Genomic DNA, 12,903 nt, shown 5'->3' on the forward strand with positions numbered 1-12,903 from the left:
GCTGCGGCCATGGGCCTGATCCTCGATTCGTTCTGGCGCGCCGTCGCCTACTGCCTGCATCCGCGCGTCATCGCGCTGTCCTTCCTGCCGCTGCTGGTGATGGTGGCGGCCGCGCTCGGCCTGGGCTACTTCTTCTGGGACGGCGCCGTCGACACGGTGTTCCGCTGGCTCGAGTCCTCGGCCCTGCTGTCGCAGGTGGGCGACTGGCTGGGCGGGCTGGGCATGGGCAGCCTGCGCACGGTGATCGCGCCGCTGGCGGTGATCGCGCTTGCGACGCCGGTGATCGTGCTCGCCTCGCTGCTGGTCGTCGCCGTGCTGCTCACGCCGTCCGTGGTGAGACTGGTGGCGGAGCGGCGCTTTCCGCACCTGGAACGCCGCCACGGCGGCTCCCTGCTGGCGAGCATCGCCTGGTCGCTCGGCTCCACGCTGCTCGCGCTGGTGGCATTGGTCGTCTCGGTGCCGCTGTGGCTGATCCCGCCGCTGGTGCTGCTGCTGCCGCCCCTGATCTGGGGCTGGCTCACCTACCGCGTGATGGCCTTCGATGCCTTGGCCGAGCACGCGAGCCGCGAGGAGCGGCAGGTGCTCTTCAAGCGCCACCGGCTGCCGCTGCTGGCGATCGGCATCTTCACCGGCCTGCTGGGCGCCGCGCCGAGCGTGGTCTGGGCGTCGGGCGCGCTGTTCGCCGCCGCGTTCGTGATCCTCGTGCCGGTGGCGATCTGGATCTACACGCTGGTGTTCGCGTTCTCCTCGCTCTGGTTCGGCCACTACTGCCTGGCCGCGCTGGAGCGCCTGCGGGCCGAGCGGGCCAATCCCCCGCCGCCGGCGCCGCCGCAGGCCGTCCCCTTAGCATTGCGGGATGTCCACACGTCCTGAATTCGGGCTCGTCATCGTCGGCGACGAGATCCTGTCCGGCAAGCGAACCGACAAGCACCTGCCCAAGGTGATCGAGCTGCTCGGCGCGCGCGGGCTGCAGCTGGCCTGGGCCGACTACGTGGGGGACGATCCGCAGCGCATCACCGGCACGCTGCGGCGCGCCTTCGACTCCGGCGCCGTGGTGTTCTCCTGCGGCGGCATCGGCGCGACGCCGGACGACCACACCCGCCAGTGCGCCGCGCGCGCGCTCGGCGTGGAGCTGCAGCTGCATCCGCAGGCCGAGCACCTGATCCGCGAGCGCATGCAGGACGTCGCGCGCGAGCAGGGCGTGTCCTACGAGCCCGACCGGCCGGACAACGTGCACCGGCTGAACATGGGCGTGTTCCCGGCCGGCGCCCGCGTCATCCCCAACCCGTACAACAAGATCCCCGGCTTCTCGGTCGGCGACGTGCACTTCGTCCCCGGCTTCCCGGTCATGGCCTGGCCGATGATGGAATGGGTGCTCGACCAGCACTACGCGCACCTGTTCCGGCGCGGGGCGTACGTCGAGCGGTCGGTGATCGTCTACGGCTCGATGGAAGCGACACTGACCCCGCTGATGGAGGAGGTCGAGCGCCTGCACCCGGCCGTCAAGGTCTTCAGCCTGCCCAGCGTCGACCATCCCGAATACGGCCGCCACATCGACCTGGGCGTCAAGGGCGATCCGGACGCGGTCGAGCCGGCCTACCGCCACCTCGTCCAGGGCCTGCAGGCGCTCGGGGCCCGGCTCGGCCCCGAACTGGTGCGTTCCCAGGGCGCACAATAGCGGTGCATCGGGAGGCGTGCACCTCGGCGGTGCGCGACTCATCCGCGCCTGCAAGCGTTCCGTCCGGAATCCGGCCCCGCATCGCTCACAATCGTGCGGCTTCGCGGGTCCCGCCATGCACCAGCTTTGGCATGGAACCTGCATCCTCTTCGCGCACAAGCTCTCAACCCCAACCATCCAACGGAGAAAACCTGATGGCAGCCAAGACCGTCGCTGACGTGATGAAGATGGTGAAGGACAACGAAGTCAAGTTCGTCGACTTCCGCTTCACCGACACCCGCGGCAAGGAACAGCACGTGACCGTGCCGATTTCCCACTTCGACGAGGACAAGTTCAGCTCGGGCCACGCGTTCGACGGTTCGTCCATCGCCGGCTGGAAGGGCATCGAGGCGTCCGACATGCTGCTGATGCCGGACCCGGCCACGGCCAACGTGGACCCGTTCTTCGAAGAGACCACGCTGATCCTGTCGTGCGACGTGCTGGAGCCGGGCGACGGCAAGGCCTACGACCGCGACCCGCGCTCGATCGCCAAGCGCGCCGAGGCGTACCTGAAGGCTTCCGGCCTGGGCGACACCGCCTTCTTCGGTCCCGAGCCCGAGTTCTTCATCTTCGACGACGTCCGCTGGGGCTCCGACATGTCCGGCTCGTTCGTCGAGATCGACGAGTACGAGGCGCCGTGGAACACGGGCAAGAAGCTCGAGGGCGGCAACAAGGGCCACCGCCCGACCGTCAAGGGCGGCTACTTCCCCGTGCCCCCGGTCGACAGCACGCAGGACATGCGCGCCGAGATGTCGCTGATCCTCGAGTCGCTGGGCATCCCGGTCGAGGTGTTCCACCACGAGGTGGCGGGCGCCGGCCAGAACGAGATCGGCACCAAGTTCAACACCCTGGTGGCGCGCGCCGACTGGAGCCAGCTGCAGAAGTACGTGATCCAGAACGTGGCCAACGCCTACGGCAAGACGGCCACCTTCATGCCCAAGCCCCTGGTCGGCGACAACGGCTCGGGCATGCACGTGCACCAGTCCGTCTGGAAGGACGGCAAGAACCTGTTCGCCGGCGACGGGTACGCGGGGCTGTCGGAGTTCGCGCTGTTCTACATCGGCGGCATCATCAAGCATGCCCGCGCGCTGAACGCGATCACCAACCCCGGCACCAACAGCTACAAGCGCCTGGTCCCCGGCTTCGAAGCCCCGGTCAAGCTGGCCTACTCGGCCCGCAACCGCTCCGCCTCGATCCGCATTCCCTACGTGGCCAACCCCAAGGGCCGCCGCATCGAGTGCCGCTTCCCGGACCCGCTGATGAACCCGTACCTGGGCTTCGCCGCCATGCTGATGGCCGGCCTGGACGGCGTGGAGAACAAGATCCACCCGGGCGAGGCCGCCACCAAGGACCTGTACCACCTGCCGCCGGAAGAGGACGCGAAGATCCCGACCGTGTGCCACAGCCTGGACCAGGCCCTCGACTACCTGGACAAGGACCGCGCCTTCCTGACCAAGGGCGGCGTGTTCACCGACAGCATGATCGACGCCTACATCGAGCTGAAGATGCAGGAAGTGCAGCGCTTCCGCATGACCACGCACCCGATCGAGTTCGACATGTACTACAGCCTCTGATGGCTGGCGCGGCCGCCCCGACGGGCCGGCCGGACACATGGAAAGGACGGCCCCGGCCGTCCTTTTTTCGTTGCAGGGCCCGGAACTTGTGGCGGTAAATCGCGGTTTTCCGTTCTAAATCATGGGGTTGCTTGGCTCCTTTGAAGAGTTACGCCATACTGGCAGGCCATCCTGCGCATCGAGCACGCAAGGAGCCCCACCCCATGAAGTACGCCCTCACCCCCCTCTTGCTGGTCCTGGCCGTGGCCGCCACCCAGGCGCAGGCCCAGACCCGCATCTGGCGCTGCGGGAACAGCTACACCAACAACGAGGCGGAGGCCAAGGCGCACGGCTGCAAGCCCGTCGAGGGCGGCAACGTCACGGTGGTGGAGGGCACCAAGGTCAACGGCGGCCACACGGTGCGCGTCGCGACGGCCGCGCCGGGCGCGTCCTCCGGCCCGCGGATCGACGCCGGCGACCAGAAGGCCCGCGACGCCGAGGCCCGCCTGATCCTGGAAGCCGAGCTGAAGAAGGCCGAGGCGCGCCAGGCCGAGCTGCGCAAGGAATACAACAACGGCGAGCCCGAGAAGCAGGGCGCCGAGGGCCGCAACTACCAGAAGTACCTCGATCGGGTCGAGGAGCTCAAGGCGAGCATCGCCCGCAACGACAACGACATCGCCGGCATCAAGCGCGAGCTGGCGCGCCTGGGCGGCCCGGCGACGGCCACCAAGTGACGGCTTGAGCCCCACCACCCCGGACCTCCCTTCCTCCCCGGCGCAGGCACGCTTCCAGGCGTTCGACCTGCTGGCCACGTTGGTGGCCGTGGTGGCGCTGGACGGCACGGTGCTGTTCGCCAATGCCGCGCTCGAGGATGCCCTCGGCACGTCGCGGCGCACCATCGAGGGGTCCGGCTTTCCCGCCTGCTTCACCGATCCGCAGTTGCTGCGCACGGCGCTGGAGGGCGCGGGCAGCAACGAGTTCGCGGCGCTGCGCTACGACGCGCGCCTGCTGCGCCACAACGCCGACCCGCTGCTGGTGCACGTGGTGGTGGCGCAGACCGACCGCCCGGGCGAGGTCGTCATCGAGCTGCTGCCGCTGGAGCAGCAGACGCGGCAGGAGCGCGAGGAGCGCCTGATCGACCAGGCGCAGGCCAACAAGGAGCTGATCCGCAACCTCGCGCACGAGATCAAGAACCCGCTGGGCGGCATCCGCGGGGCCGCGCAGCTGCTGGAGATGGAGATCCAGGGGCGCGACCTGAAGGAGTACACGCGCGTCATCATCCACGAGGCGGACCGCCTGCAGACGCTGGTGGACCGCCTGCTCGCGCCGCACCGCCGCCCGCACGTGGTGGGCGACGTCAACATCCACGAGGTGTGCGAGCGCGTGCGGTCGCTGATCCTGGCCGAGTTCCCGCGTGGACTGAAGGTCGTGCGCGACTACGACACCTCGCTGCCGGATTTCCGCGGCGACCGCGAGCAACTGATCCAGGCCGTGCTGAACATCGCGCACAACGCCTGCCAGGCGCTGGCCGAGCGCATCGCCGCGGGCGACGCGCAGCTCGTGTTCCGCACGCGCGTGGCGCGCCAGGTGACGTTCGGCAAGCAGCGCTACCGGCTGGCACTGGAATTGCATGTCATCGACAACGGGCCCGGCGTGCCCGACGCGATCAAGGACCGCATCTTCTACCCGCTGGTGTCGGGCAGGGAAGGCGGGTCCGGGTTGGGGCTGACGCTGGCACAGACCTTCGTTCAGCAGCATCATGGATTGATCGAGTGCGACAGCGTGCCGGGGAGGACGGATTTCAAGATCCTGATTCCATTGCCCTGACGCCGACGTCTGAACTCTCGAGGTGACAAGCAAGCCCATGAAGCCGATCTGGATCGTTGACGATGACCAATCCATCCGCTTCGTGCTGGAGAAGGCGCTGTTGCGCGAGGAGCTGCCCACCCGCAGCTTCACCAATGCCCGCGAGGTGCTGCAGGCGCTCGAGGGCGCCAGCGACGACCAGGGGCCGCAGATCCTGGTGAGCGACATCCGCATGCCGGGCGGCAGCGGCCTGGACCTGCTGTCCAAGGTGAAGGAGAAGCTCCCCGGCCTGCCGGTCATCATCATGACCGCGTTCTCCGACCTCGACAGCGCGGTGTCCGCGTTCCAGGGCGGCGCCTTCGAGTACCTGCCCAAGCCGTTCGACCTGCCCAAGGCCATCGAGTTGATCCGCCGGGCGGTCGAGGAGAGCCAGCGCGAGGAAGTCGCCGAGGAGCGCCTGGCCGGCACCCCCGAGATGCTGGGCCAGGCACCGGCGATGCAGGACGTGTTCCGCGCAATCGGCCGCCTGTCCCAGAGCAACGTCACGGTGATGATCACCGGCGAGTCCGGCACCGGCAAGGAGCTGGTCGCTCGCGCGCTGCACAAGCATTCGCCTCGCGCCAACGGCCCCTTCGTCGCCATCAACACGGCGGCGATCCCCAAGGACCTGCTGGAGAGCGAGCTGTTCGGCCACGAGCGCGGCGCCTTCACCGGCGCGCAGACCATGCGCCGGGGCCGCTTCGAGCAGGCCGAGGGCGGCACGCTGTTCCTGGACGAGATCGGCGACATGCCCTTCGACCTGCAGACGCGCCTGCTGCGCGTGCTGTCGGACGGCCACTTCTACCGCGTGGGCGGCCACAACGCCGTCAAGTCGAACGTGCGCGTGATCGCCGCGACCCACCAGGACCTGGAGCAGCGCGTCAAGGAAGGGGCGTTCCGCGAGGACCTGTTCCACCGCCTGAACGTCATCCGGCTGCGGCTGCCGGCGCTGCGCGAGCGGCGCGAGGACATCCCCATGCTGGCGCGCCACTTCCTGCAGCAGTCGGCCAAGCAGCTGGGCGTCGAGCCCAAGCGCATCTCCGATGCGGCGCTCGCGCGGCTGACGACGTTCGCCTTCCCCGGCAACGTGCGCCAGCTCGAGAACATCTGCCACTGGCTGACCGTGATGGCGCCCGCGCAGCTGATCGAACCCAAGGACCTGCCGCCCGAGGTGCTGGCGGCCATCGGCGACGCGCCCGTGGGCACCGCCGCCGCGATCGAGCCGCCCCGCGCGCAACAACCGGTCGAACCGGCGGCCACGGCGGTCTCCGCCATCCACCCCGCAGCCGGCCAGGCCGGGCCGGGCTGGGAGTCGGGCCTGGAGGCCGAGGCGATGGAATTGCTGCTGGCGGGCCGGCACGACGTCTGGGACGCACTGACCAGGCGCTTCGAATCGCGCCTGATCCTCACCGCGCTGGCCAGCACGCGCGGCCGCCGCATCGAGGCCGCGCAGAAGCTCGGCATCGGCCGCAACACCATCACGCGCAAGATCCAGGAGCTGGGCCTGGAGTGACGCCGCCATTCCGGCGCAAGCCGGAGTCCAGTGGCCGTTGCAGCGTGGTGCCGCCTGGATTGCGGGTCGAGCCCGCAATGACTGGCTCGCCGGCTGCTCAGATCTCGATCGTCACCGGCGCGTGATCGCTCGGCTGCTTCCACTTGCGCGGCACGCGGTCGATGGCGCACGACTTCACGTGCGGCCGCAGCGGCTCGCTCACCAGGATGTGGTCGATGCGCAGGCCGCGGTTCTTCTGGTAGCCCAACATCCGGTAGTCCCACCAGCTGAAGCTTTTCTCCGGCTGCTCGAACAGCCGGAAGCTGTCGCACAGGCCGAGGCCGAGCAGTTTCTGGAAGTGCTCGCGCTCCTCGCGCGTGTGGTGGATGGTGTCGCGCAGGCCTTCGGGGTCGTACGAGTCGCGGTCCTCCGGCGCGATGTTGAAGTCGCCCAGCAGCACCAGCCGCTCGTGGCGCCGCATCTCGTCGCACAGGTAGGCGTTCAACCCGCCCAGCCAGTTCATCTTGTACGAGAACTTCTCGGTGCCCGGCGCCTGCCCGTTGACGAAGTAGCCGTTCACCAGCCGCAGCGGGCCGAGCGGGCTGTCGACGGTGGCGGCGACCACGCGCGAGTGCTCGTCCTCGAAGCCCGCGATGTTCTTCGCGACGTCCTGCACCGGCGTGCGGCTGAGGATGGCCACGCCGTTGTACGTCTTCTGGCCGAACACCGCGCAGTGCGGGTAGCCGGCCTCGCGGATGGCGTCGAGCGGGAACTTGTCGTCGGTGAGCTTGAGCTCCTGCAGGCACAGCACGTCGACGGGGTTGGCCGCCACCCAGTCCAGCACGTGCTGCAGCCGCGCCGTGAGCGAGTTGACGTTCCAGGTGGTGATCTTCATCCGCGTGTCAGATGTGCAGCATCGCCAGGGCGCCGATCGCCACGCCGAGCCCGGCCACGCCGAACATGCCCCACTCGAGCCACTTCTTCCTCGTCAGCAGCGCGATGGCCGCCAGCGCGATGGACACCTGCAGCGCGGTGGTGGCCTGCGCCCAGCGGTGGTGCAGGTGCATCTGGTCGTCGCTCCTCCTGTCCCACTCGGTCGCCTCGGCCTCCAGCTTGTCGGCCGCGAGCTTGATCTCGGCCTTCTCCAGCTTGTAGCGCTCGACCTCCTTCTGGTAGGCCGGCTTGCGGTCGTCGGCGACGATCGCCACGGCCAGCTCCGAGAGGTTCTGCTTGCTGCTCTTGGCCTGGTAGAAGTTCCACTGGTTGGAAGCCTCGGTCTTCTTGATCGCGGCGTTGTTCTTGTACAGGCCGGCATTGGCCTGCGTGGCGCCGCCCATGTACGCGAAGATGGCGCCGACGGTGGCGATCACCGCGGTGAACATCGCGATCTGGTTGGTCATGCTGCCGCCGCCGACGCCGTGGTGGCCCTCGGCGGCATGCTGGGCGGCGTGCTCCAGCTCGTGGTCGTGCGGGCCGTGGACGTGGAATCCGGCTCCTGACATGGTGATCCTCCTTCGCGGATGCTGTTCTATCGTTCGAACGTGACGAAACTGTAGGGCAGGCCCGAGGCGGCGACGTGCCTCTCGCGGCCCACCTCGCGCCAGGCCGGGCCCAGGGTGGGGGCGAAGGCGTCGCCTTCGAAGTCCCGCTCGATCTCCGTCACCACCACCACGTGCGCCAGCGGCTCGGCCTGCCGGTAGATGTCGGCCCCGCCGATCACCCATGCCCGTGGCTCGCCCGCACAGCTTGCCATGGCCTGCTGGAGCGAGCCGGCCGGCTCGGCACCCTCGGCGCGCCAATCCGCTTGGCGCGTCACGACGATGTTGCGCCGGCCCGGCAGCGGCCGGAACCTCGGTGGCAGCGAATCCCAGGTCTTGCGGCCCATGATGACCGGCGCGCCCAGCGTCACCCGCTTGAAGTGCGCCAGGTCCTCCGGCAGGTGCCACGGCAAGCCGCCGTCCTTGCCGATGACGCCGTTCGCCGCGCGGGCGTAGATCAGGCCCAGCTGCATGGCGGCTACACCGCCACCGGGGCCTTGATGGCGCCGTGGCACTGGTAGTCCAGCACCTCGAAATCCTCGAAGCGGTACTCGAAGATGGACGCGGGCTTGCGCTTGATGTCCAGCACGGGGTAGGGGTAGGGCTGGCGCGACAGCTGCAGTTCCACCTGCTCGTGGTGGTTGCTGTAGATGTGGCAGTCGCCGCCGGTCCAGACGAAGTCGCCCACGCCGAGGTCGCATTGCTGCGCCATCATGTGCGTGAGCAGCGCGTAGCTGGCGATGTTGAACGGCACGCCCAGGAAGATGTCCGCGCTGCGCTGGTACAGCTGGCAAGAGAGCTTGCCGTCCGCCACGTAGAACTGGAAGAAGGCGTGGCAGGGTGCCAGCGCCATCTTCGGGATGTCGGCCACGTTCCACGCGCTGACGATGATGCGGCGCGAATCCGGGTTCGTCTTGATGGTCTTGACCGCCTCGGCGATCTGGTCGATGTGGCTGCCATCGGGCGCCGGCCAGCTGCGCCACTGCACGCCATAGATCGGGCCCAGGTCGCCGTCCTCGCGCGCCCACTCGTCCCAGATCGTGACGCCGCGCTCGCGCAGCTTGTTGTTGTCGCTCGACCCTTCGAGGAACCACAGCAGCTCGTGGATGATGGACTTCAGGTGCACCTTCTTGGTGGTCACCAGCGGGAAGCCCTCGTTCAGGTCGAACCGCATCTGGTAGCCGAACACGCTGCGCGTGCCGGTGCCCGTGCGGTCGGTCTTGGGCGTGCCATGCGTGAACACATGGCGCATGAAGTCTTCGTACTGGGAGCGGACGGGGCGCGCGGCGGTCATGGTGGCGTGATTTTGCGACAGGGCCCCTCGGCCCCTTGGTGCAGGTGCGACCGGATTATCACGCCCCGCCGGGGAGGCGGAAACCAGTGACCCATGGCCCTAGCGGTCCGCCAGCACCCGCCCCGGGTTGAGCAGGCCCCGCGGGTCCAGCGCGTGCTTGACCGCGCGCATCATCGACAGGGCCACCGGCGACTTGTAGTGCGGCAGCTTGGCCGCCTTCAGCTCGCCGATGCCGTGCTCGGCGGAGATGGAGCCGCCGAACTTGTGCACCTGGTCGTACACCAGCGTGTTGACCCGCTCCTCCTGCTCGCGCAGGAACGCGGCCATGTCGCCGCCCGCGGGCGCCTGCACGTTGTAGTGCAGGTTGCCGTCGCCCAGGTGGCCGAAGTTCACCAGCCGCACGCCGGCGATCTCGCGCGCCAGCAGGGCGTCGGTCTCGGCGCAGAACGCCGGGATGCGCGAGATCGGCACCGAGATGTCGTGCTTGATGTTCAGGCCCTCTTCGGCCTGCGCCAGCGGAATGCTCTCGCGCACGTGCCAGAGCTGGTGCGCTTGCGACAGGTTCTCGGCCACGACGGCGTCGGTGGCGCAGCCGTCCTCCAGCGCGGCTTCGAGCAGCGCCTCGAACTGTGCCCGGGCATGCTCCTGCGACTCGTGGTCGGAGTTCTCCAGCAGCACGGCGTACGGGCTGTCCTCGAGGAAGGGCACGCGCAGCTGCGGAAAGTGGCGGGCCACCAGCCGCAGCGCGAACTGCCCCATCACCTCGAAGCCGGTCAGCCCGGCCGCCAGCCGCTGCTGGGCGAGGGCCAGCAGCCGCACGGCGTGCTCCATCGACGGCACGGCGGCCCACGCCGTCAGCGTCGCGGCGGGTTTCGGGAACAGCTTCAGGGTCGCGGCCGTGATGATGCCCAGCGTGCCCTCGCTGCCGATGAACAGCTGGCGCAGGTCGTAGCCCGTGTTGTCCTTGCGCAGCCCGGCCAGGCCGTCCCACACCTCGCCCTGCGCGGTCACCACCTCCAGCCCCAGGCACAGCTCGCGCGCATTGCCGTAGCGCAGCACCTGGGTGCCGCCGGCGTTGGTCGAGAGGTTGCCGCCGATCGTGCAGCTGCCCTCGGCCGCCAGGCTGAGCGGAAAGAGCAGCCCCTCGCGGTCGGCGGCTTCCTGCACCGCCTGCAGCACGCAGCCGGCCTCGACGGTCATCGTGAGGTTGTCGCGGTCGATGCCGCGAACGGCCGTCATCCGCTGCAGCGACAGCACCACCTGGGTGCCGCTCGCGTCGGGCACGCCCCCGACCACCAGCCCCGTGTTGCCGCCCTGGGGCACGATCGACGTGCCGGCGGCCACGCAGGCGCGCACGACGGCCGCCACTTCGGCGGTGCTGCCGGGCCGCACGACGGCCAGGGCCTTGCCGCGCACGCGGCGGCGCCAGTCCTGCTCCCAGGCGGCGAGGTCGCCGCCGGTGAGCACGTTGGCGGCGCCGACGCAGCCGCGCAGGGTGTCGATCAGGTCGCTCATGGCGTCTCCTTGCGGGCGAGGCGGGTGCGCACGTGCAGCGCGCAGGCGGCGAACAGCACCAGGCACAGCACGATCTCCAGCAGCGCGAGCTGGCGCGACAGCCCCCGGTCGCTCCAGGCGCGCACCACGCCCTCGATGAAATACAGCCACACGAGCAGGCTCACCCAGCGATAGGTGTACATGCGGTGGCGCAGGAAGCCGGCCAGCGGAAAGCACAGGGGCAGCACCTTCAGCGCGACCCAGCTGCCGCCCGGGCGCAGCGGGGCCAGCACCAGTTCCCAGGCCAGCCCCAGGACGATCAGCGCCAGCAGGCTGCCGACGGCGACGGCGCGGATCGCCTGCAACTGCGGCGGCGCGGTCCGCGCGGGCGAAAAAAAAGGATCCATGGCCGATGGCATCATAGCGGCCGATGAAGCTGGCCCAGCTGCTCGCCGAGTTCTCGCACTTCCCGTGGCGGCCGGCGGCCCGCACGCTGCGCGAGCGCTTCCGCGAAGACCACCTCGGACTGACGGCGAGCAGCCTGACGTTCACGACGACCATCGCCCTCGTGCCGCTGGTCACGGTGGCCTTGGCCGTCTTCACCGCCTTCCCCATGTTCGGCAAGCTGCAGGGGCAGCTGCAGGCCTGGCTGGTCCAGAGCCTGGTACCCGATTCGATCGCGCGCCAGGTGCTCGGCTACCTCACCCAGTTCGCCGGCAAGGCCAGCCGCCTGGGCACGGCCGGCGTGGCGGCGCTGTTCTTCTCGGCCCTGGCGCTGGTGCTCACCATCGACCGCACGCTCAATGCGATCTGGCGCGTGCGCCGGCCGCGGCCGCTCGCGCAGCGGGTGCTGATCTACTGGGCCGTGATGACCCTGGGGCCGCTGTTGCTGGCGGTCAGCCTGACCGTCACGACGTACGCCCTGTCCGCCTCGCGCGGCCTGGTGAGCGGCATCCCGGGGGCGGTGAAGTTCGTCATCGACCTGGTCGAGTTCGCGGCGCTGGCCGCGGGCCTGGCCTGCCTGTACCGGTACGTGCCGAACACCCCGGTGCGGGCGGCGCATGCCGCGGCGGGTGGCGTCTTCGCGGCGCTGGGCATCGAGCTGGCCAAGCGGCTCCTCGCCTGGTACCTGGGCCTCGTGCCGACCTATTCGGTCGTCTACGGCGCGTTCGCGACCGTGCCGATCCTGCTGGTGTGGATCTACCTTGCCTGGCTGGTCGTGCTGCTGGGGGCCGTCATGGCGGCTTACCTACCCAGCCTGCTGGGCGCGGGCCGCCGCGTGGCCTCGGGCCATGGCTGGCAGTTCCGGCTCGCGCTGGAGGTGCTGCAGCAGCTGCATGCGGTGCGCGCGTCGGCCCGGCGCGGCCTGAGCATCGACGAACTGGTGGCGGCCGTGCAGGTGGACCCGCTGCAGCTGGAACCCGTGCTGGAGATCCTGGTGCAGCTGGACTGGGTGGGACGGCTGAACGAAGCCGACGACGACCGCGCCACGCGCTACGTGCTGCTGGCCGACGAGCAGTCCACCGCGCTGGAGCCGCTGCTGCGGCACCTGCTGCTGCCGCACACGGACACGACCGCGCGCCTGTGGTCCAGCGCGCGCTGGACCGGCCTGTACCTGAAGGACGTGGTCTAGAACGGGATCCGGCCCGTCCAGATGTCCTTGTACATGACCCAGTCGCCCATGAAGCTGTAGAGCGGGCGCTTGAAGCTGGCCGGCTTGTTCTTCTCGAAGCCGAAGTGGCCGATCCAGGCGAACGCGTAGCCCGCGACCAGGCCCGCCGGCAGCCACCACCAGTTGCCCGTCGCCAGCAGCAGGCCCAGGCAGGCCAGCCCGAGGCTGGAGCCGACGAAGTGCAGCCGGCGGCAGGTGCGGTTGCCGTGCTCGCTCAGGTAGAACGGGTAGAACTCGGCGAACGAGTGCAGCGTTCGGGGATCGACGGCCGACGTGGTGGCTTCCATGGAACTCTCCG

At 69.4% G+C, this 12,903-nt stretch carries 14 protein-coding genes; 7 read left to right on the top strand and 7 right to left on the bottom strand.

What is annotated here, in order from left to right; all coding sequences use genetic code 11:
* The first annotated feature begins 9 nt into the window (after window positions 1-9).
* From AC3ANR_RS07550 to ntrC, 6 genes are all read left to right on the top strand, one after another.
* Entirely contained in the window at window positions 10-873 is an 864-nt protein-coding gene (locus tag AC3ANR_RS07550) for an EI24 domain-containing protein (protein ID WP_488291267.1), read from the top strand.
* Entirely contained in the window at window positions 857-1,678 is an 822-nt protein-coding gene (locus AC3ANR_RS07555) for a competence/damage-inducible protein A (RefSeq protein ID WP_488291268.1), read from the top strand. The genes AC3ANR_RS07550 and AC3ANR_RS07555 overlap by 17 nt, the downstream gene beginning before the upstream one ends.
* 194 nt (window positions 1,679-1,872) lie before the next feature.
* On the top strand, window positions 1,873-3,291 hold the full coding sequence (gene glnA / locus AC3ANR_RS07560; protein WP_488291269.1) for a type I glutamate--ammonia ligase: 1,419 nt from the start codon (window positions 1,873-1,875) through the stop codon (window positions 3,289-3,291).
* 203 nt (window positions 3,292-3,494) lie between these two features.
* The gene (locus AC3ANR_RS07565; protein ID WP_488291270.1) at window positions 3,495-4,004 is read left to right on the top strand and encodes a hypothetical protein; all 510 of its coding nucleotides are present in this window, start codon (window positions 3,495-3,497) and stop codon (window positions 4,002-4,004) included.
* A 4-nt stretch (window positions 4,005-4,008) separates the two neighbouring features.
* A complete protein-coding gene (gene glnL, locus AC3ANR_RS07570) occupies window positions 4,009-5,097 on the top strand; it encodes a nitrogen regulation protein NR(II) (protein ID WP_488291271.1) in 1,089 nt (362 codons plus the stop codon).
* Between the two features lie 37 nt (window positions 5,098-5,134).
* Window positions 5,135-6,628, top strand: a complete 1,494-nt coding sequence (gene ntrC, locus AC3ANR_RS07575; protein WP_488291272.1) for a nitrogen regulation protein NR(I) — start codon at window positions 5,135-5,137, stop codon at window positions 6,626-6,628.
* Between the two features lie 97 nt (window positions 6,629-6,725).
* Here ntrC and xth read toward each other — a convergent pair whose 3' ends face one another.
* The 6 genes from xth to AC3ANR_RS07605 all read right to left on the bottom strand — a co-directional run bounded on the left by xth (window position 6,726) and on the right by AC3ANR_RS07605 (window position 11,340).
* Window positions 6,726-7,502, bottom strand: a complete 777-nt coding sequence (xth, locus tag AC3ANR_RS07580; protein WP_488291273.1) for an exodeoxyribonuclease III — start codon at window positions 7,500-7,502, stop codon at window positions 6,726-6,728.
* Window positions 7,503-7,509: 7 nt separating this feature from the next.
* Window positions 7,510-8,109, bottom strand: a complete 600-nt coding sequence (locus AC3ANR_RS07585; RefSeq protein WP_488291274.1) for a DUF4337 domain-containing protein — start codon at window positions 8,107-8,109, stop codon at window positions 7,510-7,512.
* Window positions 8,110-8,135: 26 nt separating this feature from the next.
* Complete coding sequence (locus AC3ANR_RS07590) at window positions 8,136-8,618, bottom strand: dihydrofolate reductase (protein ID WP_488291275.1); 483 nt, start codon at window positions 8,616-8,618, stop codon at window positions 8,136-8,138.
* 5 nt (window positions 8,619-8,623) lie between these two features.
* Window positions 8,624-9,439 carry a thymidylate synthase gene (locus AC3ANR_RS07595; RefSeq protein WP_488291276.1) on the bottom strand — a complete coding sequence of 272 codons (816 nt, stop codon included), beginning with the start codon at window positions 9,437-9,439 and terminating at the stop codon, window positions 8,624-8,626.
* 99 nt (window positions 9,440-9,538) lie between these two features.
* Window positions 9,539-10,954 (bottom strand): FAD-binding oxidoreductase, encoded by a 1,416-nt coding sequence (locus AC3ANR_RS07600; RefSeq protein WP_488291277.1) that lies wholly within the window; start codon window positions 10,952-10,954, stop codon window positions 9,539-9,541.
* Window positions 10,951-11,340 carry a DUF2069 domain-containing protein gene (locus tag AC3ANR_RS07605; protein ID WP_488291278.1) on the bottom strand — a complete coding sequence of 130 codons (390 nt, stop codon included), beginning with the start codon at window positions 11,338-11,340 and terminating at the stop codon, window positions 10,951-10,953. Before AC3ANR_RS07605 ends, AC3ANR_RS07600 begins: the two co-directional genes overlap by 4 nt.
* A 23-nt stretch (window positions 11,341-11,363) precedes the next feature.
* Here AC3ANR_RS07605 and AC3ANR_RS07610 point away from each other — a divergent pair, with 23 nt between their 5' ends.
* Window positions 11,364-12,566, top strand: a complete 1,203-nt coding sequence (locus tag AC3ANR_RS07610) for a YihY family inner membrane protein (protein ID WP_488291279.1) — start codon at window positions 11,364-11,366, stop codon at window positions 12,564-12,566.
* Here AC3ANR_RS07610 and AC3ANR_RS07615 read toward each other — a convergent pair.
* Window positions 12,563-12,892: an Mpo1-like protein gene (locus AC3ANR_RS07615; RefSeq protein WP_488291280.1), complete on the bottom strand. Its 330-nt coding sequence runs from the start codon at window positions 12,890-12,892 to the stop codon at window positions 12,563-12,565. The two genes, AC3ANR_RS07610 and AC3ANR_RS07615, sit on opposite strands and share 4 nt — an antisense overlap.
* Window positions 12,893-12,903: the final 11 nt, after the last annotated feature.

This window comes from Ramlibacter sp. JJN2-2R, assembly GCF_057747835.1.

Excerpts from the sequence above, each read along its gene's own strand:
- AC3ANR_RS07550 (WP_488291267.1), top strand. The coding sequence starts at position 10 with ATGGGCCTGATCCTCGATTCGTTCTGGCGCGCCGTCGCCTACTGCCTG.
- AC3ANR_RS07555 (WP_488291268.1), top strand. The coding sequence starts at position 857 with ATGTCCACACGTCCTGAATTCGGGCTCGTCATCGTCGGCGACGAGATC.
- glnA (WP_488291269.1), top strand. The coding sequence starts at position 1,873 with ATGGCAGCCAAGACCGTCGCTGACGTGATGAAGATGGTGAAGGACAAC.
- AC3ANR_RS07565 (WP_488291270.1), top strand. The coding sequence starts at position 3,495 with ATGAAGTACGCCCTCACCCCCCTCTTGCTGGTCCTGGCCGTGGCCGCC.
- ntrC (WP_488291272.1), top strand. The coding sequence starts at position 5,135 with ATGAAGCCGATCTGGATCGTTGACGATGACCAATCCATCCGCTTCGTG.
- xth (WP_488291273.1), bottom strand. The coding sequence starts at position 7,502 with ATGAAGATCACCACCTGGAACGTCAACTCGCTCACGGCGCGGCTGCAG.
- AC3ANR_RS07585 (WP_488291274.1), bottom strand. The coding sequence starts at position 8,109 with ATGTCAGGAGCCGGATTCCACGTCCACGGCCCGCACGACCACGAGCTG.
- AC3ANR_RS07590 (WP_488291275.1), bottom strand. The coding sequence starts at position 8,618 with ATGCAGCTGGGCCTGATCTACGCCCGCGCGGCGAACGGCGTCATCGGC.
- AC3ANR_RS07595 (WP_488291276.1), bottom strand. The coding sequence starts at position 9,439 with ATGACCGCCGCGCGCCCCGTCCGCTCCCAGTACGAAGACTTCATGCGC.
- AC3ANR_RS07600 (WP_488291277.1), bottom strand. The coding sequence starts at position 10,954 with ATGAGCGACCTGATCGACACCCTGCGCGGCTGCGTCGGCGCCGCCAAC.
- AC3ANR_RS07605 (WP_488291278.1), bottom strand. The coding sequence starts at position 11,340 with ATGGATCCTTTTTTTTCGCCCGCGCGGACCGCGCCGCCGCAGTTGCAG.
- AC3ANR_RS07610 (WP_488291279.1), top strand. The coding sequence starts at position 11,364 with ATGAAGCTGGCCCAGCTGCTCGCCGAGTTCTCGCACTTCCCGTGGCGG.
- AC3ANR_RS07615 (WP_488291280.1), bottom strand. The coding sequence starts at position 12,892 with ATGGAAGCCACCACGTCGGCCGTCGATCCCCGAACGCTGCACTCGTTC.